General features: G+C 37.4%; 19 protein-coding genes. 14 read left to right on the forward strand and 5 right to left on the reverse strand.

Annotated features, from left to right (window positions below):
• Nucleotides 1–11 precede the first annotated feature (11 nt).
• The 11 genes from JWR23_RS06490 to JWR23_RS06540 all read left to right on the forward strand — a co-directional run bounded on the left by JWR23_RS06490 (nt 12) and on the right by JWR23_RS06540 (nt 13,321).
• Nucleotides 12–1,430 (forward strand): pectate lyase, encoded by a 1,419-nt coding sequence (locus JWR23_RS06490; protein WP_299514440.1) that lies wholly within the window; start codon nt 12–14, stop codon nt 1,428–1,430.
• A gap of 308 nt (nt 1,431–1,738) precedes the next feature.
• The gene (locus tag JWR23_RS06495) at nt 1,739–2,881 is read left to right on the forward strand and encodes a glycosyltransferase family 4 protein (protein WP_299514443.1); all 1,143 of its coding nucleotides are present in this window, start codon (nt 1,739–1,741) and stop codon (nt 2,879–2,881) included.
• 30 nt (nt 2,882–2,911) lie between these two features.
• Nucleotides 2,912–3,715, forward strand: coding sequence for a phytanoyl-CoA dioxygenase family protein (locus JWR23_RS06500; RefSeq protein ID WP_299514446.1), 804 nt, complete (start codon nt 2,912–2,914; stop codon nt 3,713–3,715).
• A gap of 34 nt (nt 3,716–3,749) precedes the next feature.
• Nucleotides 3,750–4,721 (forward strand): hypothetical protein, encoded by a 972-nt coding sequence (locus JWR23_RS06505; protein WP_299514449.1) that lies wholly within the window; start codon nt 3,750–3,752, stop codon nt 4,719–4,721.
• Nucleotides 4,718–5,236: a GNAT family N-acetyltransferase gene (locus JWR23_RS06510; protein ID WP_299514452.1), complete on the forward strand. Its 519-nt coding sequence runs from the start codon at nt 4,718–4,720 to the stop codon at nt 5,234–5,236. The genes JWR23_RS06505 and JWR23_RS06510 overlap by 4 nt, the downstream gene beginning before the upstream one ends.
• A 12-nt stretch (nt 5,237–5,248) precedes the next feature.
• Nucleotides 5,249–6,292: a GNAT family N-acetyltransferase gene (locus tag JWR23_RS06515; RefSeq protein WP_299514454.1), complete on the forward strand. Its 1,044-nt coding sequence runs from the start codon at nt 5,249–5,251 to the stop codon at nt 6,290–6,292.
• 395 nt (nt 6,293–6,687) lie between these two features.
• A complete protein-coding gene (locus JWR23_RS06520; protein WP_299514456.1) occupies nt 6,688–8,253 on the forward strand; it encodes a nucleoside-diphosphate sugar epimerase/dehydratase in 1,566 nt (521 codons plus the stop codon).
• 122 nt (nt 8,254–8,375) lie between these two features.
• Complete coding sequence (locus JWR23_RS06525; protein ID WP_299514459.1) at nt 8,376–9,794, forward strand: PAS domain S-box protein; 1,419 nt, start codon at nt 8,376–8,378, stop codon at nt 9,792–9,794.
• Between the two features lie 390 nt (nt 9,795–10,184).
• On the forward strand, nt 10,185–10,631 hold the full coding sequence (locus tag JWR23_RS06530) for a helix-turn-helix domain-containing protein (RefSeq protein ID WP_299514461.1): 447 nt from the start codon (nt 10,185–10,187) through the stop codon (nt 10,629–10,631).
• A gap of 239 nt (nt 10,632–10,870) precedes the next feature.
• On the forward strand, nt 10,871–12,370 hold the full coding sequence (locus JWR23_RS06535) for a PAS domain-containing protein (RefSeq protein WP_299514464.1): 1,500 nt from the start codon (nt 10,871–10,873) through the stop codon (nt 12,368–12,370).
• Nucleotides 12,371–12,478: 108 nt separating this feature from the next.
• Nucleotides 12,479–13,321: a hypothetical protein gene (locus JWR23_RS06540; RefSeq protein WP_299514467.1), complete on the forward strand. Its 843-nt coding sequence runs from the start codon at nt 12,479–12,481 to the stop codon at nt 13,319–13,321.
• Nucleotides 13,322–13,594: 273 nt separating this feature from the next.
• On the opposite strand, the gene JWR23_RS06545 is transcribed toward JWR23_RS06540, so the two are convergent.
• The 3 genes from JWR23_RS06545 to JWR23_RS06555 form a co-directional block, all read right to left on the reverse strand.
• Nucleotides 13,595–14,281 (reverse strand): SGNH/GDSL hydrolase family protein, encoded by a 687-nt coding sequence (locus JWR23_RS06545; protein WP_299514474.1) that lies wholly within the window; start codon nt 14,279–14,281, stop codon nt 13,595–13,597.
• Between the two features lie 28 nt (nt 14,282–14,309).
• Nucleotides 14,310–14,837 carry a GNAT family N-acetyltransferase gene (locus JWR23_RS06550; RefSeq protein WP_299514480.1) on the reverse strand — a complete coding sequence of 176 codons (528 nt, stop codon included), beginning with the start codon at nt 14,835–14,837 and terminating at the stop codon, nt 14,310–14,312.
• A 79-nt stretch (nt 14,838–14,916) separates the two neighbouring features.
• A complete protein-coding gene (locus JWR23_RS06555; protein WP_299514483.1) occupies nt 14,917–16,386 on the reverse strand; it encodes a hypothetical protein in 1,470 nt (489 codons plus the stop codon).
• Nucleotides 16,387–16,511: 125 nt separating this feature from the next.
• Between JWR23_RS06555 and JWR23_RS06560 the strand changes: the two genes are divergently transcribed.
• From JWR23_RS06560 to JWR23_RS06570, 3 genes are all read left to right on the forward strand, one after another.
• Entirely contained in the window at nt 16,512–17,375 is an 864-nt protein-coding gene (locus JWR23_RS06560; RefSeq protein WP_299514486.1) for a ThuA domain-containing protein, read from the forward strand.
• Between the two features lie 304 nt (nt 17,376–17,679).
• On the forward strand, nt 17,680–18,468 hold the full coding sequence (locus tag JWR23_RS06565; protein ID WP_299514488.1) for a HipA family kinase: 789 nt from the start codon (nt 17,680–17,682) through the stop codon (nt 18,466–18,468).
• The gene (locus JWR23_RS06570; RefSeq protein WP_299514491.1) at nt 18,446–18,829 is read left to right on the forward strand and encodes a DUF3037 domain-containing protein; all 384 of its coding nucleotides are present in this window, start codon (nt 18,446–18,448) and stop codon (nt 18,827–18,829) included. Before JWR23_RS06565 ends, JWR23_RS06570 begins: the two co-directional genes overlap by 23 nt.
• Before the next feature lie 51 nt (nt 18,830–18,880).
• Here the strand turns inward: JWR23_RS06570 and JWR23_RS06575 are convergent, their stop codons facing one another.
• Nucleotides 18,881–20,179, reverse strand: coding sequence for a glycoside hydrolase family 71/99-like protein (locus JWR23_RS06575; protein WP_299514494.1), 1,299 nt, complete (start codon nt 20,177–20,179; stop codon nt 18,881–18,883).
• A 182-nt stretch (nt 20,180–20,361) separates the two neighbouring features.
• Nucleotides 20,362–22,731, reverse strand: coding sequence for a TIM-barrel domain-containing protein (locus JWR23_RS06580; RefSeq protein WP_299514497.1), 2,370 nt, complete (start codon nt 22,729–22,731; stop codon nt 20,362–20,364).

The following is a 22,731-nucleotide window of genomic DNA, read 5'->3' on the forward strand; positions in this document are numbered from 1 at the left end:
ATTAAAATAGTATGAAAAGAAAAACAAAGTTCTACAACAAAATGGCTGTTCTCAGCATGGTCTTCAGTGCAATTATCCTGTTTGGTAGTTGTAAAAAAAATGGGGAAACATCCCCGGCAACATTAAGTGGGTCGACACTATCGGATAGCACCAGTTATGCATCGACCTCCACGTCTACTGTCTACAACATAAGTTTAGACGGGTTAAAATCTGATGGCGGATATGCTTACAAAATAGGTTATCCTTTGCCTCAAAACGGCGACTCAAACACCTCACCAAGCGTGTCAACCTTACGGCTTTTTGAAAACGGTGTTGAATTGGGCCCTGCTCATTCTGTCCACCAGGACATTCGTGATTATGGTAAAGGGCGTTTCAGTCATTGGGGTACAACATTGTATTTCTCAGCTTCGGACAATACAAACCCGGCAACAAATGGCAGAAAGTACACTTATACCATGGGTGGCACTCCAACTACCAGCGGTACCGGAACAACCACCACCGGTACAACAGGAACATTAACCACTACCGGAGTAAGTAATGCACTTATGGGTTACGCCATGGTAAACGGAACAACAACTGGCGGTGCCGGTGGCCAAACCGTAACGGTTTCTACATTAGCCGATCTGAAAACAGCGGTTTCAGGTAGCACGCCTAAAATTATCTATGTAAGCGGGCATATCCTGGGCTCTGGCGATGTTCCGATTTATGTATCATCCAATAAATCTATCATTGGAAAACCGGGTGCAATAATTGAAGGGGTATCACTTTATATTTTTACTGTTAGCAATATCATTATTCAAAATATAACATTTAGAAACTATGTGACCGATGCTGCTGTAATGATGAAATTTGCAACTCATCATGTTTGGGTAGATCACTGCGATTTTGCTACAGACCGTAATCATGGATGGACTTATTGGGGCAAGGATATGTCTATTACACGGGCGTCAGATTATATAACTGTATCATGGAGCAGGTTCCACGATACAAACTTATCTTTCCTGATTAGCGGTGGAATTGCAGGTAATGAGGAAGATATAGGCCATTTGCATGTAACATTGCACCACAATTTCTGGTATAATGTTAGCGAACGCGAACCTGATATGAATTACGGTAGCGTGCATGTATTCAACAATTATCACTTAAACAACGGTGGTTACTCATTAGGAGCAAGAGCCGGGGGTAATGTACGTACTGATAATGAGTATTTTTCAGGATGTGCTAAACCACTCACCACTAATCTTGCCGGTGACCCTCCGGGTTATTTCAGTGGTGTAACTACCAACATTTATTCAAATTGCGGTGCTAATGATATTACAACATCAATTTCATCGTGGGTGCCAGGATATTCATATAGCGCTGTTCTTGATCCGGCGGCAAATGTACCTTCTATTATTCAAAAAGGTTCTGGTGCTATACTAACCAATTAATATTTTAGGCTTTTTTTAATTAATTTCTTATTCCAAACCGTCATTAAATGGCGGTTTGGAATTTTTTAGATAGAAGTTCCTGATATAATAAGAACTTCAATTTTCCATTAAAGGCGTTTGCGCCTAACTACATCTTCTCAAATATTGTTGGATCGATCCTGATCCGGCATATCATCTAAAAGATCGGCTTACACCTTTTTGCTGATCATTATTACTACTGCTTTTTCTTCTGTACAGTTTTTAAACATGCTTTTGCGTGCCGTCCGGATTTGTCCGATGGTATACAGTTAGCCACAATTTAAACCGATATGAATAAACCAGGGCAAAAGATCCTCATTGTATGCGATTCGTCGAAATCATTAATTGATTTTAGGGGAAAACTGATGGAAGAGCTCCTTAAAAAGCACAGCGTGGATGTTTTTACTCCGAAAATAATACAGCAAAGTGTACGAAAAAAATTAACATCGCTTGGCGTAGTGATTCATGAAAGCCATTTGGAAGGCAGCCACGTTTCCGTTTTGTCGGATATAAGGTTCATTTTTCAATTATATATATTGATAAAAAGAGTGCGGCCCGATGTTTTTTTTCCTTACACCTTTAAACCTGTTATTTACGGCACATTACTGGCCAAGATATGTGGCGTTGAGCGTATCATACCTATGTTAACCGGATTGGGATATAATTTCACCAACAAAAAAAGTAATAATTGGGTTAGCACTATTACACGGTTATTACTAAAATTTAGTTTAAGGCCAAACAGGAACTTAAAAATTATTTTTCAAAACAGAGATGATTACCACACTCTGGTTCAGAATAGAATATTAACCAACCAGCATCAGGTGTTTTTTGTGAATGGATCGGGGGTAGACTTGGAACATTATGCATATACTCCGCCAGACCTGGAACCAATAAACTTTATTATGGTTGCCCGTTTAATAAATGCTAAAGGCATTTATGAATATTATGAAGCTGCAAGAGACATTCGTTCACGTTACCCTGATGTTAAATTTAAACTCATTGGAGCCTATGAGAAAAACATTGATGCCATAAGCCCGGATCTGTATAATAAAATACGATATGGTAAAACCATTCATTATGTTGGCCAGGTTGAAGATGTGCGCCCGCACATAATGAATTCATCGGTGGTGGTATTACCTTCCTATTATGGCGAGGGGGTGCCGCGATGTCTTTTAGAAAGTATGGCTATGGGACGAGCCATTATAACCTGTGATTCCGTTGGATGCAGGGAAACGATTGACTCTCATTCGGCTGTGAACGGTTTTATGGTTCCAATTAAAAACGTACCCCAACTGATTTCAAAAATGGAATTTTATTTAAATAACAGGCTCGAAGTTCTTAAATATGGATTGAACGGGCTGAAACTTGCCAGAAAAAAATTTGATGTTCACCTGGTTAATGCGCAAATGTTAAAGATCATGCAATTAAACTGATCCTCACAACATTAAAACCTGCTTGCATTTATGAAAAATAAGTTTAATTACCCCGAAAAAGCGCTAAACGATTTTAAAGTATCACTTGATACTTATGGATGGGTTGTTTACGAAAATGCTATAGAATCAGATTTTATCGACAGGATCAATGATGATATAAAAGATGGTTATGTATATCACAGAAGCATACAGGAAAGAAATGACATAAATGCAAATATGGATGGTACACTTCTTCATCTTCTTGAGCGCGATAATTTTAGTATACCACTCCTTGAAAGAATGTATTGCAATGATGAGATAACCAGGTATTTTGGAGGTAAGTATATTTTGAATGGTATGAATGGCGTAATACATTCAAAACAAGAGCATCCTTATCTGAGTAACATGCAACGGGATGTAGAAACATTTATCAGCGAAGAAAAATTATTGCTGGAAATGATCATTACACTCGACGACTTTACCCTGCAAAATGGGGCACCACATTTTTTTTCAGGATCACATAAAACCGACTTGAGGCCGGATGAAGCGTGTTTTTATAGCAATATAGACAGAGTCATTACACCAAAAGGAAGCATTATACTTTTCGACCCGAATTTATGGTATGCTGCCGGAGAGAATTTTACACCGGAGCCCCGAAGGGCGTTAACGCTGGGTTTTACCAGGCCGTTTTTAAAACAGCAGATGGATTATTCAAGATTTTTAGGCTACGATTTTGTTGCCGGTTTAAAGCCTGAACTTCGACAGATCATTGGCTACAATGCATGTATACCGGCTAATTTAAACGACTATTACCAGCCACCTCATTTAAGAATGTACAAGCACGATCAAGGCTGAACTTAAATTATCCTTTCACCTTTCATTTTATATCATGCAAAAAATAGAAACTTCACAATTAACAATTGGTGGGTATTTCGGTTTGGAACTTCCTCCGGGGAATGAGTATTACACGCATCTTATTCGGTTGAATACAGGGAGAAATGCATTAGAATATATTTTGAGAGAAAAAGGATATAAGAAAATATATATCCCATATTTTACCTGCGATGTATTGCTGGAGCCTATCCAAAAATTGGATATTGCATACCAATTTTACTCAATTGATGAGCACCTGGAACCAATTATTGATTTTGAGATAGAGTCTGATGCCGTTTTTTTGTATACCAACTACTTTGGTATTAAACAGCAAGCTGTTAAGTGCCTAAGCACTAAAATAACTAATCTTATAATCGATAATTCTCAGGCTTTTTTTTCAGAACCATTGCCCGGCATTGATACCTTTTACTCATGCAGGAAATTCTTTGGTGTTTCTGATGGGGCATATCTGCAAATTAAAAAAAAATCAACTAAAAAATATGCTGTTGACAGTTCTGTAAATCGCTTCTCGCATCTTATTAAGAGTATTGATCTGGGTGTACAACAAGGCTATAGTGATTTTGTAAAAAACAATAAAGACCTGGAGAATAATCCGATTCGGATCATGTCTCCCCTAACGCGGAAGATTCTTGCAGGTGTTAATTATACAGAATGCGCCAGGATTAGAAAACGGAACTTTAATTTTCTTCACAAACATTTGAAAGATCATAATTTATTCAAGTTTAATTTTCCGGAAGAGTACTCACCAATGGTTTACCCGTTTTTATCAAATAACAAGCAGCTTAAATTGCATTTGATACAACGAAATATTTATGTGGCTACCTATTGGCCAAATGTTTTTAAGTGGACTGATGCCCGGATGTATGAAAATTACCTGGCACGCTGTATTGTTCCCTTACCTATCGACCATAGGTATAGCCTGCATGATATGCTTTATATTTTAAATACTTTACGCACTTTTTTATGATCATTTCAATATACATAAGGCCACTGGTTCTTGAAGATGCTGAAGTATCTTATTCATGGCGAAACGACGCATCGGTGTGGACTTATACCGGGTTTAAACCAAATAGAGTTGTCACCAAAGAAATGGAACTTGATTGGCTAAGAAATAATTTGAATAAGCCCGACCAAAGCCGCTTTGCCATATGCGTTAAAGAGCTTGATACCTACATAGGCAATGTTCAATTGCTTGATTTTCATGGAAAGAGTGCGGAGCTCCATCTGTTTATCGGCAACAAGCTTTACTGGGGTAAGGGGATAGGTTTCCAGGCTACTGTGTTGATGCTTAGGTATGGTTTTTTTGAAAGAAAACTTGAAGTTATTTATCTGAAAGTGCACCCCGCAAATATTGCGGCCATATCAATTTATGAAAAGGCCGGCTTTGAAATTACAGGTAAAGATGACGGCAACATTACGATGAGTATTTCAAGGGATCGTTTTATCGAAATTGAGCCTTCATTTAAATTGATAAGCATCTAAATAAATCCGTTTATGATCAAAATATTAACTATTAAGGATAAAGCAGAATGGGTAACCTATGTAAATCAATCAGTAGAAACTGATTTTTATCATACATGGCATTACCATTCGCTTGATAATACCGGCTCGCCAATTTTATTTGTTTATAGCGAACAATCTGATTTTATTGCGATACCGCTTATTCAACGAAAGATACCGGAATCAAATTACTATGACTTGACCTGTGTATATGGGTATTCCGGACCGCTATCAAACCAAAAAATGGATGGAATTGATTCAACATTGGTAAGCAATTTTAAAAGCGCTTTTCTTAAATTCTTATCAGATGGGAATTATGTTTCGGTGTTTTTGAGGTTGAATCCCTTTTATAACCAACAATTGCTGCTTAAGGAATTTGGCGGTATTTACGACAATGGCCAGGTAGTAGTTATTGACCTCAATAAAAGCATTGAACAGCACCGAAAGGATTATAGGCAGACAACCTGGGACAGTATTAGAAAATCATTAAAAAATGGTTACAATATTAAAGAAGAGAAAGGGCCGGAAGCCGTTAAAATTTTCAGCGAAATTTATAACCAGAATATGAATAGGGTAAGGGCTGCCGACTCGTACTTATTTGATAATGACTATTATTTAGAAATGCTTAGCAATACTGAATACAACGCACGGATATTTATGGCATATAAAGGTGATGTTGTTGCCAGCAGCACAATTGCAGTATTTACCAATGAAATAATTCAATTGCATTTAATTGGCACAAGGACCGAATACCTACAGGATAGCCCGGCAAAATTTTTAATTGATGGAGTAATGCAAATTGGCTGTGAATTGGGGATGCGTTATTATAATCTTGGCGGGGGGCTTGGATTTCAAAAAGACTCACTTTTTTATTGGAAAAACGCATTCTCCGATTTGCTGTTTGACTATAAAAGCTGGCGTTATATAGCAAATCCGGTCATATACCAGCAATTACTTGATCAAAAGGGTATTGATAAAAATACCGAAGTAGACTTTTTCCCATTATACAGGTACACCCTGGCTCTTCAAACATCCTAATTCTCTTGATTATGATCTACATCAGAAACTTACTATTTCAAGATAAGTTCCATTCCAAGTGGTTGGTGCTTTTTACAGATATGCTGATAGTTATATCATCAATTTGTCTTTCGTTTTCATTAAAGGGAAAACTGAATCTAAAACATGATAACCTATTTTATATGGCATTGTATTGTGGCAATGCGCTTTTAATTTTTACATTAATGCGCGTACACACCCGTATTGTAAGATACTCGAACACCAGAGATATGCTGCGCGTTTTGTTTACTGTATTGCTAAGCAGTATGTCATTTATTTTTCTGTGTTTGTCATTCTTTGGTACCTATTTCAGTGTGTCAGGGCTTGGGGCAATTTTATTCGTCAATTTTTTCATTTCGTCCTCTTTGCTTATGGGCATGCGCATTATTATAAAAGACCTTTTTAAATACATTGACGAACCGGGTTATTCAATAAAGAGAGATAATGTTTTAATATATGGAGCGGGAAACCATTCCATACTGGTGAAAAGAGCACTGGAAACCCAAAAAGGTCTGCTGATCAACGTGCAGGGTTTTATTGATACAGGTTTAGATAAGCTTTATAAATATATTGAGCAAACCCAGGTTTATCCTGTAAAGTCTATCCAAAATTTGAAGCAAAAGTTCTCTATATCAACAATGTTTATTACAGCAGAGGACCTTAATACAGATAGTAAAAGAAATGCTGTAGAAAAATGTATTGAGTACGGGATCAAGGTGATCACTGTGGCTCCATCAAATCAATGGCTAAATGGTATGCCAACTTCACATCAATTTAAAGATCTGAAGATAGAAGATCTGTTAGAACGTGCGCCTATTGAGTTATGTAAAGAGCATATATGCAGTGAAGTTAAAGGCAAGAGGATTTTGGTTACCGGTGCGGCAGGCTCAATAGGTGCTGAGATAGTGCGGCAAATTATGGGATATAATCCGGAGTTTGTTGTGTTATGCGACCGGGCCGAAACACCATTGCATGATATTCAACTGGAACTTGAGGATGGTATTTATGCACATAAAAGCCGAATATTTGTTTCGGATATTCAAAACTCAAACCGGATAAAAACACTCTTCAATCTTTATAAGCCGCAGATCGTTTTTCATGCAGCAGCATACAAGCATGTGCCAATGATGGAAAATCATCCTACCGAAGCAGTACTGACAAATATTTGGGGTACAAAAAACCTGGCAGATATATCGGTCGACCATGGCGTAGAGAAATTCATCATGATATCTACTGATAAAGCTGTACGGCCTACCAATGTTATGGGGGCATCAAAACGTATTGCCGAAATGTATATTCAGGCCTTAAATAATTCGGTTATATACAACCAGCTTAACTATACTCAAAGTATTGACAGCTTAAGATGTAAAACTAAATTTATCACTACACGCTTTGGAAACGTGCTTGGCTCTAACGGCTCTGTTATTCCCAGGTTTAAAGCACAGATAGAACGCGGGGGACCAATAACTGTTACGCATCCTGATATTACCCGCTATTTTATGACCATTCCTGAAGCCGTGCATCTTGTACTTGAAGCTTCGGTTATGGGTAACGGTGGCGAGATATTTATTTTTGATATGGGAAAACCCGTGAAAATAACCGACCTGGCCGTTAACATGATTAAACTTGCAGGGTTTGTTCCCGATGTGGATATCAAAATACTTTTTACCGGCCTTAGGCCCGGGGAAAAACTTTACGAAGAATTGTTGAATGATGACGAGACCGTTATCCCCACCTATAACAAGGATATTAAAATATCTAAAACCATACCCAACTGTTATGTCGAGATAAATAATGTAATTAAAGAGTTACTGGATATTAACCTCCTTAATAACGTAGACGGAATGGTTGGTAAAATGAAAGCCATCCTACCCGATTTTATCAGCAACAATTCTCAATATCAAAAACTGGATAAAAATTCTATTCCTGCAGAGATTGTATAAACTTACGGAATCGATCAGCTTGTACCCATTACTGCCGCCTTCCGGGGATTTACCAATACTCTCCCATGAAAAAAACAATGCCATTAAATAGCAACAAAAGCCCTTCCGTGTCAGTATTTGATATGAATAAAAATACAATTCTGACCTATTGGGATAAAGACCAGGTTTGTCGTTTTGTTAATAATGCTGTTTTTAATTGGTTTGGAACCCTGCCTGAACAGATGATAAATAAAATTAACCTTCGTGATTTTTTAGGACAGGTTTATGAACAAAATCGCCCGTTTATAAAAGCCGCATTTGATGGTAAAACACAGGTTTTTAACAGTATGATCCCGACTCCATCGGGTAAGGTATTAAATGCGAGAATAACCTATGTGCCCGACTTTGATGAAAACGATGTTAAAGGAATATTTGTGCATGTAGCTGATGTGAGCCACCTTGATAAACCAACTTTTAATGATAACCTCAAAAAGACCTTGCCTCACAATCAGCAAAGTCTTGAAGATATACAACAAGCTTTATCAGCAAGTGTATTGACAGGATTTCCGGGAATATCAAATCTTGCAAAGAAGTATTATGTATCAGAATCAAAACTAAAAAGAGATTTTAAAGAAAAATATGGGGTAACCATATTTGCGTACTATCGCAATTTGCAGATGGAATTGGCAAACAAGTATCTAAGCTCCAAAAAGTACAACAAAAACCAAATGGCTTTGATGTTCAATTTTTCAAATCCATCAAACTTTTCATTGTGCTATAAAAAGTACTTAAAACACAGGCAACTAAGTGTTGAGATTAATAATCATAACCTTGCAAAGTATAAGGATTTTGTTGAACAGTCCGCTGCTGCAGTAGCTATGTTTGATATAAACATGCATTTTATAACAACTTCAAAAAAATGGCTTAAGGAGTACAATTTAAGCGATACAGAATTGGCTGGTAAAAGTCTTAACGCGGTTTTGCCCAACATTGAAGAAAAGTTTAGAGCGCTTCAGCTCGACTCGTTAAAGGGAATAGTTAATAACTATACTGACCTTGCTGTTATACAAAAAGAGGGGACGCCGGGATGGATAAGATTAGATATACAGCCATGGTACAAAAATATTGATGAAGTTGGTGGTGTATTGATATTTACAAAGGACATAACAGCTTTAAAGCAGATGGAAGAAAAAGATAAACAGTTTTTTGAGATATTAAATAAAACCAATGAAATTGAACGTATAGGTACATGGTACCAAAATTTAATAACAAATACAGCTGCCTGGAGTAAAATTACAAGAGAAATATTAGAGGTTGATGATGATTATGTTATATCCGACCTGGAAGCATCGTTAAAGTTTTACAAGGAAGGTAAAAGTCGCGACCTGGTTAAAAGCTCATTAAATAAAGTATTCAAAAAAAGAGGGTCTTTTGATATAGAGGTGGAATTAATTACAGCTAAGAAAAATTTAAAACGGATAAGGTTAATTTGCTATTCAGAATTTCAAAATGACAAATGCGAAAAAATATCCGGAGTATTTCATGATATAGGAAGTTATTAAAATATACTTATTATTTACTTTCAATTAATAAACATAATATCTTGTGTAAATCAATACCATATTCGTTAATTTTACTCCAATCTGGCTTCAAACTTCTACAATATTTATGTAATTTTTTGGTAAAAAAAGAAACAAAACAGATGCTGATCTGTTAAATTAGTACCTTTTTCAGGTATTAATTGGTCGCTAATAGGTTGTTTCATGCCGTAATACGAGCGAAATTTATATTAAAATAGTTAAGACCATTAAATTATAAAGTTGATCATATTTCTATGGGCTGTGGTTAAATGAATCAACAATGGTTGATTTTTAAGCTATTGGGTTGGTTTTAATGAGTAAACAATTTAGTAGTAAATATTAAAATAGTTTCACAAATTAATTTATAATAATATGCATAACCATATCGATTATCCTGCAAATTATTCGGCGTTTGAAACAATGTCTGCAAAAAATGCCGCAGAAAAACCGGAATTGCACCAGGGACGTATTTTGGAGCGTGTGGTACGCTGTGACCGAATGGGCATTAGTGAGATAGCCAGGAGACTACATGTTAGTCGGCGAACCCTGTACAACTGGTTTGAAACAAAAGAATTAGGCCTCGACATCATTTGTAAGATAGGCTTTATAATAGGACACGATTTTGCCAGGGACTTTCCGGAAGAGTTTGCTAAAAAAACAAACCTATTGAGCGGCGAGATCATGGCCGATTTGCTCGAGCCCGGCGATAAACCTAAAGATCCCATTTATTATTGGATGGACAGGTACATTAAATTATTGGAAAAATTTAATGAACTACTAAGCCACGAACAAAAAAACAGTGGCGAAATTACTGCTTAAATAAAAAATAATGCTAATTTAACAGCCACAAAAAGCTGTTCTGGCTATGCTATGAGAGGATAATTTTGCTCATTCGTACACAGGCAATAAGAGATATGTTCTTTACCTTTTAAAAATATGACTTGTATCACATTTTTTTAATATTAATTTAGCAGCTTTGCTAAGTTAAAGCAGATACAAGTTTAGAAAGCCGATACAAGTTTTAAGAATACCCAAATTTTTAGACGTAAAGGATTACTATGTCATTTGAGACCGATAAAACTTTTATTGAGTTAAGATTGAATGCGGCCGAAAACACAAATACCATGCTGGCTTATTGGGGCAAGGATCTTGTTTGCAAGTATGCCAATAAAGCTTATATGTACTGGTTTGGTATTGAACACAAAGGGCCAATCGATAAAAAACATATACGGGAATTATTGGGCCCTTTGTATCAACAAAACTTAGAGTATGTTAATGCCGCATTAGGTGGAAAAATGAGTGTTTTTGACCGCCATATTGATTTACCAAATGGCCAAACAAAAATAGCCAGGGCAATTTACTTCCCGGATATTGAAGACGGCGAAGTTAAAGGGTTTTATGTAAATGTTTTGGATGTTAGTGATTTAAACCCAAAACCAATTACTGATCCACAGCACGTTTTTGATCACAGGATCAAAGATTTAAAACCTATAAAAGATGTATTGGATGATGTTGTAGAAAATTTAAAATCACACCTTTTTGACGGATTTCCCGGTATTGAATTACTTGCCAAAAAACATTATATCTCCGAATCTAAATTGAAAAGAGATTTTAAAGAACGGTATGGCGAAACCATTTTTGCGTATTACCGCACTTTGCAAATGGAACTGGCTCATGATTATATCACCTCAAAAAGAGCAAACAAAGGGCAGATGGCTCTCATTCTTAATTTTTCCAACCCCTCAAATTTCTCAGCCTGCTATCATAAATATATTGATGATCTATCGGCTAAAAAACTGATAAATAAGCTTCAATCAGAAAATGACGGAAGATACAGAACTTTCATTGAGCAAGCACCATTCGCTATCGCTATGGTTGATAATGACTTGTGTTTTTTAACTGCTTCCCGGAAATTTGTTATCGAATATAAGCTGCAAAATAAAGATTACATAGGCAAATGTTTATATGATCTGTGGCCACGAATAAAAGAAAAATACCAACACAAACTTAACGCATGTTTAAAAGGAAATATAGATCATTCGGAAGGGGATCTTATAGAAAAAATCGACGGATCATTTGGCTGGGCACGTTGGGACATAAGGCCATGGTATAAAAGCGATACCATTATTGGCGGCTTACTAATATATACCGAAGAGCTTACGAACACTAAATTTAAAGAAGAAGAGTATAAGCAAATATCGACAGTGATCAAAACGAATAAAATAACACGGATAGGGACATGGGAGCGTGATTTTAAAAATAATACAGGTACCTGGAGTAAAATATTGAAAGAAATATTAGAAGTTCCGGAAGATTTTGATCCGGCTCTGGATGATACTTTAGTATTTTTTAAAGACAATGCCCCCTCAGATATGATTATAAAATTACGCAAAGACGCAATTGAAAATGGTACCCCTTTTGATATTGAAATAGATATAATAACCGGAAAAGGCAACCCTATTAGGGTTAGATCTATTGGCTTCCCCGAATTTATTAATGGAAAGTGCGAAAAAATACGCGGCATATTTCAGGATATCACTAAAAAGGATGGGCCATGAAGATCATCGTTATAAGCAACAACCCTTTACAATTGTTTGAAAAAGCAACGCTAATTAAGAAGGCATTAACTGTTTATCTGCAATGTAATTTTATAAAGCTAATAGCTTATGTATGATAAAAAAACAATCCTGGTTATCAACGATAATTCGACAGCAGCTATACATGCTGCCGAATATGCTTTTTTGCTGGCGCAAAATGTTAATGCAAATATTGTATTGGCCAATACAATGGCTAGCAAGGAAAGCGCCGTTGCAATATCCCCGGCAAGTTTTAATGATGAAGAGATATTAGAAGAGCAAAGATTTTCTATTATAGCTGATCATTTGTTAGGAATTAATGTGAGCGAATCTGGTTTCAGACCCGGAATTAAAGAGACAGATATTTCAAATGCAAATGAATGTAAGTTAGCCGAACTGATAAACAGAAATAAAGTATGGATGATAGTTAAAGGTACATCGGCACCTGTAACAGAGGCGGATGAGGTGCAAAAGCTAAAGGTTCATATTGTATTGAACAAGATCGCTTGTCCTTTATTACTCATCCCTGAGCATTGTCCGGTAAAGATCATTGATCGAATGATATATATATCCGACCTGCGTTATTTCCGTATGGAGATAATTCGCTATCTGGTCAAATTGGCCCGGGTGTGCAAGGCCGACCTGTCAGTTGCACACTTAACCGCGAAGGGCCTGCCCGATATGAGCGAAGAATATGCATTAAACATATTTACCGAAGATATATGCCGAAATGTGAATTATGACCGACTTTTTTTTAACAAGATAAAAGAAAAAGATTTTACAACAGCTGTTGACGTAATGATAAACGGAATGCAAAATGATATGCTGGTTTTTGTGAATCATCATTTCCATATCGAAGAAATATTAGGTGGTTATGATACTAAATTACATATGCCGACTATCACGGTTCCGCAACTGATTTTCCCTTATTGAACAGCCACATAATATATTGAAATTCAATTTGGTTTAGAGGGCATACAACCCTTTCTCACTGCTGATATTAACATCTAAATACAAAAGCCTGTAATCATTTGATTGCAGGCTTTTGTGTTTAAGTCAAATTCTCTATGAATGAGGTAACTAATTTGAAAGTGTGATTATGACATTAATACTTGCATTCTTCGGCAAAAAATATTGCTGATAAAGAAAATACTATAATAGCTTATTCTCTTTATTTTATAAACCCACCACGAGCGAAAAAGAGCCCTATTGTTTCGCTTTCAAAGCTTCTGCTATCGCTTTTTCAGCCAGTGGCTCCATAACCTTATAACCTTCAAGCGTTGGATGAACACCATCTTTTGCAAGATTTTTAGGTAAGCCCTGGTTCTCATCTACCATTGTAGTGAAATAATCCAGGTAAACAAAATTGTTTTTTTGAGCATACTCTTTTATCATATCGTTTAAAGCCTTCACTTTTGGTTTAGGATCAATAGTTGGCCGCCAAGGGAACGCCGCTGCAGGCAAAACCGATGAAAGCACAACTTTGATATGATTAATTTTAGCCAATTCGGCCATTGATATAATATTACCCATAACATCTTCCAGTTTTGACGGACCGTTATTTTCGGCTATATCATTGATGCCCGCCAATATAACCACTACTGCAGGTTTTAAGTTGATCACATCTTCCCGGAAACGCAACAGCATTTGCCCTGTTGTCTGTCCGCTTATGCCACGGTCATAATAAGGCTTGCCTGCAAAAAAGGTCGAATCATTATTTATCCAAAAGTCTGTAATAGAATCGCCCATATATACCACACGTTTTTCGCCTTTGGCTGGCGATGGTATTATGCTGTTGGCTTGCTCGAAACGTTTAATGTTTGGCCAGTCGCGGTTTTGTGCTTCAGCAGCTACCGTTACAAACAGGAAAAGTAAAATAATGCTATTTTTCATCGGGGCAATTTAGAAAATTATTTTTCTTTTATATCAATTCCAATTTCATCATAATGTCAGTTTGCATATCATCGCCCAATTTAAAAGGATGGCTATCAAATGCTATAAACCCCATTTTTTGATAGAACTGTATGGCTTTTTCATTCTTATCCCATACACCAAGCCAGATGTAGGGTCGGTTTGCTTTTTTAGCCAGCTCAAGTGCCTTGTTGAAAAGAAGTTGCCCTATTTTTTGGCCCTGATATTCTTTAATAACGTAAATGCGTTCAATCTCTAAACTATCTTCATCCTGTAGTTCGGTTTGTGCTGCCCCGGTATTGATCTTTATATAACCTATTGGTTCGCCGTTATTCTCGGCAAAATAAAATTCTGAGCCCGAATGATCGAGTTCTTCACTTAGTTTTTGCTCAGTGAGATGGTCAGTCAGGTAGGCTTCCATATTTTCTTTTGTGTTGAGATGGGCAAAAGAATCTATAAATGTTTTCCTGCTGATTTGGTGCAGCGCTTTAAGGTTAGTTAACGTAACTTGCGTTAGGCGGATGCTAATATTATTCATAGATAGAATCAAATTTTATATATGAAAATTATGATTTATGACTAAATTAATTAATACGTTCTAAAAAGCAAAAACGCTATTATTTCAACCGGTACACAGACCATATATATGATCTGCTTATCCAGTTATTAACATTAAACAAATGTATCCAGTCTGGTACAAGGCAATACACTTTTGTTTTCTTATAGCCTGCTATAAAAGGTGTAGGATCTATTTTAGGGTCAAGAAAAATAACGGCCCGCCCATTTGCACGCTTTAAAATGGTATCAAGTTCATGTGTGCTATACACAACTTCAATGTTCATGTTTTTTGGCTTATAGAAATTTATCTCCAATCCCAGGATATGGTAAGGCGAGGTTTCAAAGCTCACCAAAGTAACAGGCTGTTTTTGCGCAAAATTGTACATGAATTTATAGTAGGCAAAAGCCTCATGAGCAGGCATTAATATTTTTACAGTGAGCAAAGCAATATTAAATCCGGCCAGTAAAGGTAACGCCCAACGAAATATTTTTTTAGTGGGATATTGTTTTAGCAACAGGTCAAAGCCTTTACAAGCCAAGAATATTAAAGGAAATATAAGTGGTAATAAAAATCTAATTTCTTTATGTCCTATTATGCTATGGCCCAGTATAAAAACTATACATATCCAACTAAATATATGTCGAGAATTTTTCCACAGGCCTATTAAAAATAGCGGCAATAAAACATAACTTATGGGCGGTACAGCATAATCAAAAAACAATTTTAAATAATACCACCATGGGGATGTACCATAATTATCAGCAACATGCTGAACAATATTTACCCGGTAATAATTATATGGCGAAAAAACCCAGGCGCCATATAGCCACCTATCTGCCAGCACGGCTAACCCAATTGCCATCAGGCCCGACAATATAACAACAAGCCAGTTTTTAAAGGGCCATTTGGCATAACATATTATCCATATTATTAGCGCTATAAAAGCAAAAGCCATTTGCAGGCGTATCATTAAAGCAAAGCCAAGTAAAATACCTGCTACTATTATTTTGAGATAGCGTTTAGAAGAATTTGCTGCAAGCAAGCCCGGTAATAAAGTAATTGCTGTCAAAAACAATAAACCGGCAATGTTTTCGGCAGAAAAGCGAACGCCTATATAGGGTATGAACCATAGCAGGAAACTGCACCATACGTACACCTGTTTGCCTTTTTCGGTAGTAAATTGGGGCAGCATAAGTATTACTATACGGCAGGTTAGCAACCAGGTAGTTACGCCTATAATTAACCGCATTATAAAGCTTACCCAAAACGGATTATACCAGCCCAGTGCTAATAATGCTTTGCATATAATATAAGCACCAAAGGGCTGTAATGCCGAGCGGCAATGCGCAGCAAATTCCCACGGCAGATCTGTTGCCGGCGAAAAGCCAAGTTTATAATTGCAAAACTCCAACACCTGAAAATGCTCGTCGCATTGGTTATAACCCAGGCTAAACCAGGCAGATATTAATTGTACTAATAAGCCCAGTAATAGTAATTTGCGGTACAAGGAGTTTTGTTGAAAAATCATTCTCAAAAATAGGTGGCAGTAAAGAAAGCAAAATAACAGGGAATAAACAAAGCTGATTTTAAGTTAATATTGTTTGCTTTGTAATGATTTAGTTAGGCTAAAGAATAAATTTACCTGTATTAATTATGATCAAAAAAAGACCATTAAGTAAAAAGTTAGTAATACTTTTTATAGTAAATCTATGCTTTTTGTATGTTAATGCGCAAAGCAATAAATCTGTAAAGTTTAATGTAATAGCATTTTACACTGCAAAGAATGATGAAGCGCACATAAGCTATGTACATGAAGCCAATCGTTGGTTCCCTGAAATGGCTAAGCAATATAATTTTGCATACGATTCGACCAGTAACTGGAAAAATTTGAATGCGGAGTTCCTGACGAAGTACCAGGTGGTTTTGTTTTTGGATACACGTCCTGAAGATCCCGAACAACGGGAAGCCTTTAAAACCTATATGGATAACGGTGGCGGATGGATGGGTTTTCATTTTGCGGCATTTGCACTTACTCCCTCGGCAATCCCGCAAAATTGGAATTGGTATCACAACACATTTTTAGGATCTGGCCAGTATAAAAGTAACACATGGCGCCCAACAGCTGCAATTTTAAGAGTTGAAGATAATAAGCACCCGGCAACAAAACATTTGCCTAAAACATTTAAATCGTCGCCAAACGAATGGTATAGGTGGGAAAATGATCTGACTAAAAACCCGGATATTGATATATTGCTGGCTATTGATTCAACCAGTTTTCCGTTAGGTACCGGCCCTAAGCCGCATGAAATATGGCATAGCGGTTATTACCCTGTAGCCTGGCGTAATAGAAACTACAAAATGGTGTATGTAAACATGGGGCATAATGATATGGATTATGAGCACCAATACAACAAGTTTACCACTACGCTATCGTCCAGCTTTGCCAGCCGGGAGCAGGATAAATTTATTATTGATGCGTTATTATGGTTAGGTACGGCTAAGAAAAATGGCAAATAAAACAGGAATCATTATATAAAAAATCATGTTTCATTTTGTTTCACCACCGCCAAATCTGCTGTTTTGTAATTATTTGATAATCAATAATATAATTAAAAATTATTCGTAAAAAAACAGACGAATAAGTTGTTATATTTTGTTTCATCACTTTTTCGTAGTTGGTTTATTTTCAATAGGTTAAGTAAAAATCTTGTTTCACTTGTTGCATTTTGTTTCACATTTCGCGTGAAACAAAATCCTTATTTTATACTGAAATTACTCCATCAATTTTGGGATAAATGAGTAGTTTTAAAGGCTAAATAATATGAATATCCACCCGCAACTACGCACTGTAAATGTAATACGCTATGTAACGCCCCTGCGCGAAGGCGGCTCATTGCCCGCTATTGCCGAGGCTGATGATGACTTTTTATATGTACTAAAATTTCGCGGGGCAGGGCAGGGTGTAAAAGCCTTAATTGCCGAACTGGTTGGCGGTGAGCTGGCACGTTATTTAGGCTTAAAAGTACCCGAAATTGTTTTTGCTAATTTAGACGAAGCCTTTGGCCGCACCGAACCTGATGAAGAAATACAGGACCTGCTGAAAGCAAGCGTGGGGCTTAACCTGGCACTGCATTATCTTTCAGGCGCTATAACGTTTGATCCTACGGTTACGGTAACCGATGCAAAACTGGCATCGCAGATAGTTTGGTTGGATTGCTTACTTACCAATGTTGACCGTACACCGCGTAATACCAATATGTTGATATGGCACAAAGAATTGTGGCTGATAGATCATGGCGCTGCACTATACTTCCATCATTCATGGGATAATTGGAAAGAGCAGGCAACGCGTCCTTTTGTACAGGTTAAAGACCATGTATTAGTACCCCGCGCTACAGAGCTGGAGTTGGTTGATACGGAGTTTAAGTCGATTTTAAATGAAGAGGTAATACGCAATATTGTAGGGTTAATACCGGATGAATGGCTCACTGACGAAACATCATCAGCCGCAGAACGCCGGGAGGTATATGTTCAATTTTTATTGCTGCGTATTGCAGCATCTGATATATTTATAAAAGAAGTACAAAATGCCAGGGAAGCAAGTTTTTGAATATGCGGTAATTCGTGTTGTGCCCAGGGTAGAACGCGAAGAATTTATGAATGTTGGTGTAGTTCTATATTGTAAAAAACTGAATTTTTTACGGGCAATAATTACTGTTGATGAAGATAGGCTTTGCTGTTTTACAAATAGAGATACTGTTGAAGAAATAAAAACCAATCTACATGCATTTGACCAAATATGTCATGGCGGACCGGAAAGCGGGCCAATAGGCGAATTGGACGAAGCCTCTCGTTTTCGTTGGCTTACAGCTACACGCAGTACTGTAGTACAGGCCTCGAAAGTTCATCCGGGGCTATGTGTTGATCCGTTACAGACATTGATCAGATTACACTCGCAACTGGTACTATAAAAAAAGCGATGAGTATTTAAACTCACCGCTTTTTATTAATAACAATGTTTTTTATTGAAATGATGTAGGATTGGTAGCCGTATATGAAATAGTCCCTTTTATCATTTTTTGCCCGTTATTTACCAAACGCAGGTAAAAGTCAGCAGAAACATGTGTTCCGTCTGCATCCAAATTAAGGAAGTATTGGCCGGCGGGGGCCATAGAGGCATCTTCTGCAACCTTCATTATAGCGGTTCCTTCATTTAACTCATCAAACATGGATATATAAATACTTTTTACAGCAGCATTTTTGGCAGCTGCAAACTGTGCCCACATAAAATCACCATGCATCCTTGGTACTTCATTTTTGGGTTTTGTTGGATCTGAATTGAAAAAAGCAAAGCCAGGGAATACATTGGCTTGATAATCAATGCCACGGGCATTGCAATAATTAATGTTAGTCTGATCCAATCCCTGATAATAACTTAAATTATTATTGCTTCCAACCATCCACGGCATAATCATATTAGCTGTATTATAAGCACCCTGGTAAGCAATCTTAGTAGCAAAATCTGATGGTGCGCCAACAATTACATAACAGCCCTGGGTTTTAAACCATGATAATACATCTGTCCATGAAAAAACATCTCCGGGGCGGTTAGCAAAACCAGGTCCCCAAACACACACTACCGGTTTGCCATTTTGCACAGCATAGGCAGGTGATGAGGTAAGCGCCTTCATATAGCTGGTCCAATCTGTTTTTATGTCTGTTTGGAAAGATGTCCACCCCGAAATATCATACATAATATAAAATTTTCGTCCCGTTGCTTCGGCAGCTATCCTAACCCGTTCGGCTATACCATCACGCTGTGCTTTAAGCGTGGTGCTTTTTAACTCAGAACCAAATCTTTGTACTGCTGCACAATCTATTCCATTTTGCTGCATCCATAAAAAATGAGTACTTACGGTAGATTGATCATACGAGGAAAACACTACCGCTGGTTGCCCATTACCCATATTGCCGGTGAATGGCGGCTGCGTTACACCCCCGTTTTGCTGAAAAGGGCTTCCCGAATAAGTTTTTGTATACTCACGGGTATCCGGCCACATTTCAAGATTCTGATGGTTCCATGAATTTGATGGAGAACCATCGCCTTTCGCCGAAAACCATCCCTGGTAGCCAACAACCACTTTGCCAACCACGTCCCCATCGGCTGAAGTTGTTGGATTTGTGGGCGTTGTTGGAATAATAGGTATTGTTGGAGTAACAGGTGTAACAGGTGTATTACTACCACCGCCACCAGAACCTTTCGAACAGCTTACCGTAAAAACGGCAGCAGCTAATAACACTATTAAGTTTGATTTTTTCATAAAAATAGGTATTAATGTATAATTGGTTTATTAGTTATAGGACACAAGTTACCCATCCCCTTAAAGAGTAATAGATAATGTACATCATTGATTAGTTTATATTAGGTAATTGGTCATTGTTAACTTTTATAACGTATAAAAGGTTTTCAATGTAGGTAAACCTAATAATATTTTCTATAAACTTATAATTTAGTTTGAATTTGTGTGCCGGAATAAGGGACAGTTTTTATTGTTTTGCCTTCTTTTAATCCTGTTCCGTTAGCTTTATTTACCAGTATTAACTCAAACACCCTATTTTTTAGCATACCTGGAAACGTTCCTTTTATGCTGCCTATAGTGAGGGTTTTTGTTTGATTGTTCCATTTAAAATCAATAGTACTATAAACACCGTTTTCATAGTTGTAATTGTCGTTTTCATCCTCATAAAAAGTAAAAGTTCCGTTTGCACCGGGGTATATTCTTATTTCCAGCTTATCTGCTTTTTTCTCAGAAGTATATTGCTGGAAAGGCCCGAATGGTATAATTGAGCCTGCTTTTACAAATAGTGGTATCTGGTCTATAGGTACTTTACTCGCTATAGTATTACCACCGGCATAGGTTTCGCCGGTCCAGAAATCCGTCCAGGTACTGCCTTTTGGTAAGTATACATGCTGAGTTTTTACAATGCCGAAATCAGTGACTGCATTGCCTGTTGCCCTGCTAACGTATAAAGAATCTGTAACGGGCGCCACCAGGAAAGCTTTACCAAACATATATTCATTGTTGATATCAAACACCTTTTCATCCTTAGGGAAATCCATTACCAAGGCACGCATCATAGTAGATTGGTGCGCGGTAATTTGCCATGAGGTTGAGTAGTTATAAGGGAGCAAGCGATAACGCAGGTTGATGAATTTTTCCTGTGCATCATAAGCCCATGAGCCTTTTGCGCCGAATTGAAAAATTTCCCGCGGTGTACTGGTACCATGCGACCGCATTAACGGAGTAAACGTTGCAAATTCAAACCAGCGGGTATAAAGTTCATGAAATGCAGGGTCCTTTATACCTTTTGGATATTTTGTAGCCGAGAAAAAGCCGCCTATGTCCGTGTTCCAATAGGGGATAGCACTTAAAGAAAGATTTAAGCCGCCCGAAATTTGGTTACGGAATGATTGCCAGGTACCCTGTATATCGCCAGACCACGTAGCTGTAGCCTCACGCTGTTGCCCTGCAAAAGCCGAGCGGGTAAGAATAAAAACTCTTTTATCCGCAGATGTTTTGCGCTGATGCTCATACACCCCGCCGGTAGTTAATAACGGAAACGCATTACTTACTGATTTAAAACTGCCTGCATAAGTTCTAATTTTATCAGTATTATTAGTATTAGCCTGTTCGGGCTCGGTTGCGTCAAGCCACCAGCCGTCCATGCCCAGCGAGAATATATTCCTGTTCATAAAATCCCAATAAACATTGCGCGCTATAGGGTTAAACGGATCATAAACCTTTACGCCTTGTGTAGTTGGCCAGGTTTTAAAATCAAATAACGCTTTAATATTATCCATCGCTTTAAGAATAGCTGTATTGGGCCCAAATGATGGCCATACAGAAATAATAATATGCGCATTTAAGGCATGAACACTATCAATCATTTTTTTAGGTTCTGGATACAGCGGGTTGCCAAATTCGGTCGAGTTCCATGAGGTTTCCTTGGTTCCCCAATATTGCCAGTCCTGTACTATACCATCAAGCGGCACATTTAGCGCCCTGTATTTTTTTACAATATCTACTATTTCTGTTTGACTCTTGTAACGTTCGCGACTTTGAAAAAAGCCAAACACCCAGCGTGGAAACATAGGAGCGTTGCCGGTAAGCGTGCGCATTTTTGCAATAACACCATCGGCATTGCCGCCGTTCATAAAATAATAATCAATGCCATCGCCTAATACAGACTGAAGCGTAGTAGTGCCGGCATTATCTTTAAAAGTAGTAGTAGAATAGTTATCCCAAAAAACGCCATAACCGCCCGATGTTTGAAAAAACGGAACAGCTATATCCATATTAAGGTTTCTTAGCACTACGGTTTTATTACGGTAATTCATTATGCCCTTTTGATGCTGGCCCAAACCATATACCGCCTCATTATTAGCTAATGTAAAATTCTGCGAAATTGAATATGAATTTTTACCGGTATCAACAACCGATGTAAACTGTGCGCCGTTATCTTTTTCGGCAAGCAATAGTTTATTAGCCTGGGTGAGGTATTGAATTTTACCGGTATTTACATCAACCTGTACTTTTAATGCGTTGCTTGTAAGCACTAAATTATTATTGGTTTTAGTTACAGTAAATTCTGTTTTTGCAGGATGTTCTACTACACTATAGCTGTTCTTATAGAACTTTGCACCAACAGGATATTTTATTATCCGTACTACATCGGGGTTATAAAATTGGATTTCGATGTTATTTCCGTTAACAATAGTTTGCAGTCCAAGATCTGTTTTTTGAAAAGATTGTGCATGGCTTTGAAACACAACAAATGCCAGCAATAAAAGAGTAAGTAGCTTTTTTAACAT

Origin of the sequence: Mucilaginibacter sp., from assembly GCF_028288205.1 — a bacterium.
Classification (GTDB): Bacteria; Bacteroidota; Bacteroidia; order Sphingobacteriales; family Sphingobacteriaceae; genus Mucilaginibacter.

Bases quoted from the DNA above. Each gene is read 5' to 3' on its own strand.
- JWR23_RS06490 (WP_299514440.1), top strand. From the start codon at position 12: ATGAAAAGAAAAACAAAGTTCTACAACAAAATGGCTGTTCTCAGCATG.
- JWR23_RS06495 (WP_299514443.1), top strand. From the start codon at position 1,739: ATGAATAAACCAGGGCAAAAGATCCTCATTGTATGCGATTCGTCGAAA.
- JWR23_RS06500 (WP_299514446.1), top strand. From the start codon at position 2,912: ATGAAAAATAAGTTTAATTACCCCGAAAAAGCGCTAAACGATTTTAAA.
- JWR23_RS06505 (WP_299514449.1), top strand. From the start codon at position 3,750: ATGCAAAAAATAGAAACTTCACAATTAACAATTGGTGGGTATTTCGGT.
- JWR23_RS06510 (WP_299514452.1), top strand. From the start codon at position 4,718: ATGATCATTTCAATATACATAAGGCCACTGGTTCTTGAAGATGCTGAA.
- JWR23_RS06515 (WP_299514454.1), top strand. From the start codon at position 5,249: ATGATCAAAATATTAACTATTAAGGATAAAGCAGAATGGGTAACCTAT.
- JWR23_RS06520 (WP_299514456.1), top strand. From the start codon at position 6,688: ATGCGCATTATTATAAAAGACCTTTTTAAATACATTGACGAACCGGGT.
- JWR23_RS06525 (WP_299514459.1), top strand. From the start codon at position 8,376: ATGAATAAAAATACAATTCTGACCTATTGGGATAAAGACCAGGTTTGT.
- JWR23_RS06530 (WP_299514461.1), top strand. From the start codon at position 10,185: ATGCATAACCATATCGATTATCCTGCAAATTATTCGGCGTTTGAAACA.
- JWR23_RS06535 (WP_299514464.1), top strand. From the start codon at position 10,871: ATGTCATTTGAGACCGATAAAACTTTTATTGAGTTAAGATTGAATGCG.
- JWR23_RS06540 (WP_299514467.1), top strand. From the start codon at position 12,479: ATGTATGATAAAAAAACAATCCTGGTTATCAACGATAATTCGACAGCA.
- JWR23_RS06545 (WP_299514474.1), bottom strand. From the start codon at position 14,281: ATGAAAAATAGCATTATTTTACTTTTCCTGTTTGTAACGGTAGCTGCT.
- JWR23_RS06550 (WP_299514480.1), bottom strand. From the start codon at position 14,837: ATGAATAATATTAGCATCCGCCTAACGCAAGTTACGTTAACTAACCTT.
- JWR23_RS06555 (WP_299514483.1), bottom strand. From the start codon at position 16,386: ATGATTTTTCAACAAAACTCCTTGTACCGCAAATTACTATTACTGGGC.
- JWR23_RS06560 (WP_299514486.1), top strand. From the start codon at position 16,512: ATGATCAAAAAAAGACCATTAAGTAAAAAGTTAGTAATACTTTTTATA.
- JWR23_RS06565 (WP_299514488.1), top strand. From the start codon at position 17,680: ATGAATATCCACCCGCAACTACGCACTGTAAATGTAATACGCTATGTA.
- JWR23_RS06570 (WP_299514491.1), top strand. From the start codon at position 18,446: ATGCCAGGGAAGCAAGTTTTTGAATATGCGGTAATTCGTGTTGTGCCC.
- JWR23_RS06575 (WP_299514494.1), bottom strand. From the start codon at position 20,179: ATGAAAAAATCAAACTTAATAGTGTTATTAGCTGCTGCCGTTTTTACG.
- JWR23_RS06580 (WP_299514497.1), bottom strand. From the start codon at position 22,731: ATGTTAAAAAAGCTACTTACTCTTTTATTGCTGGCATTTGTTGTGTTT.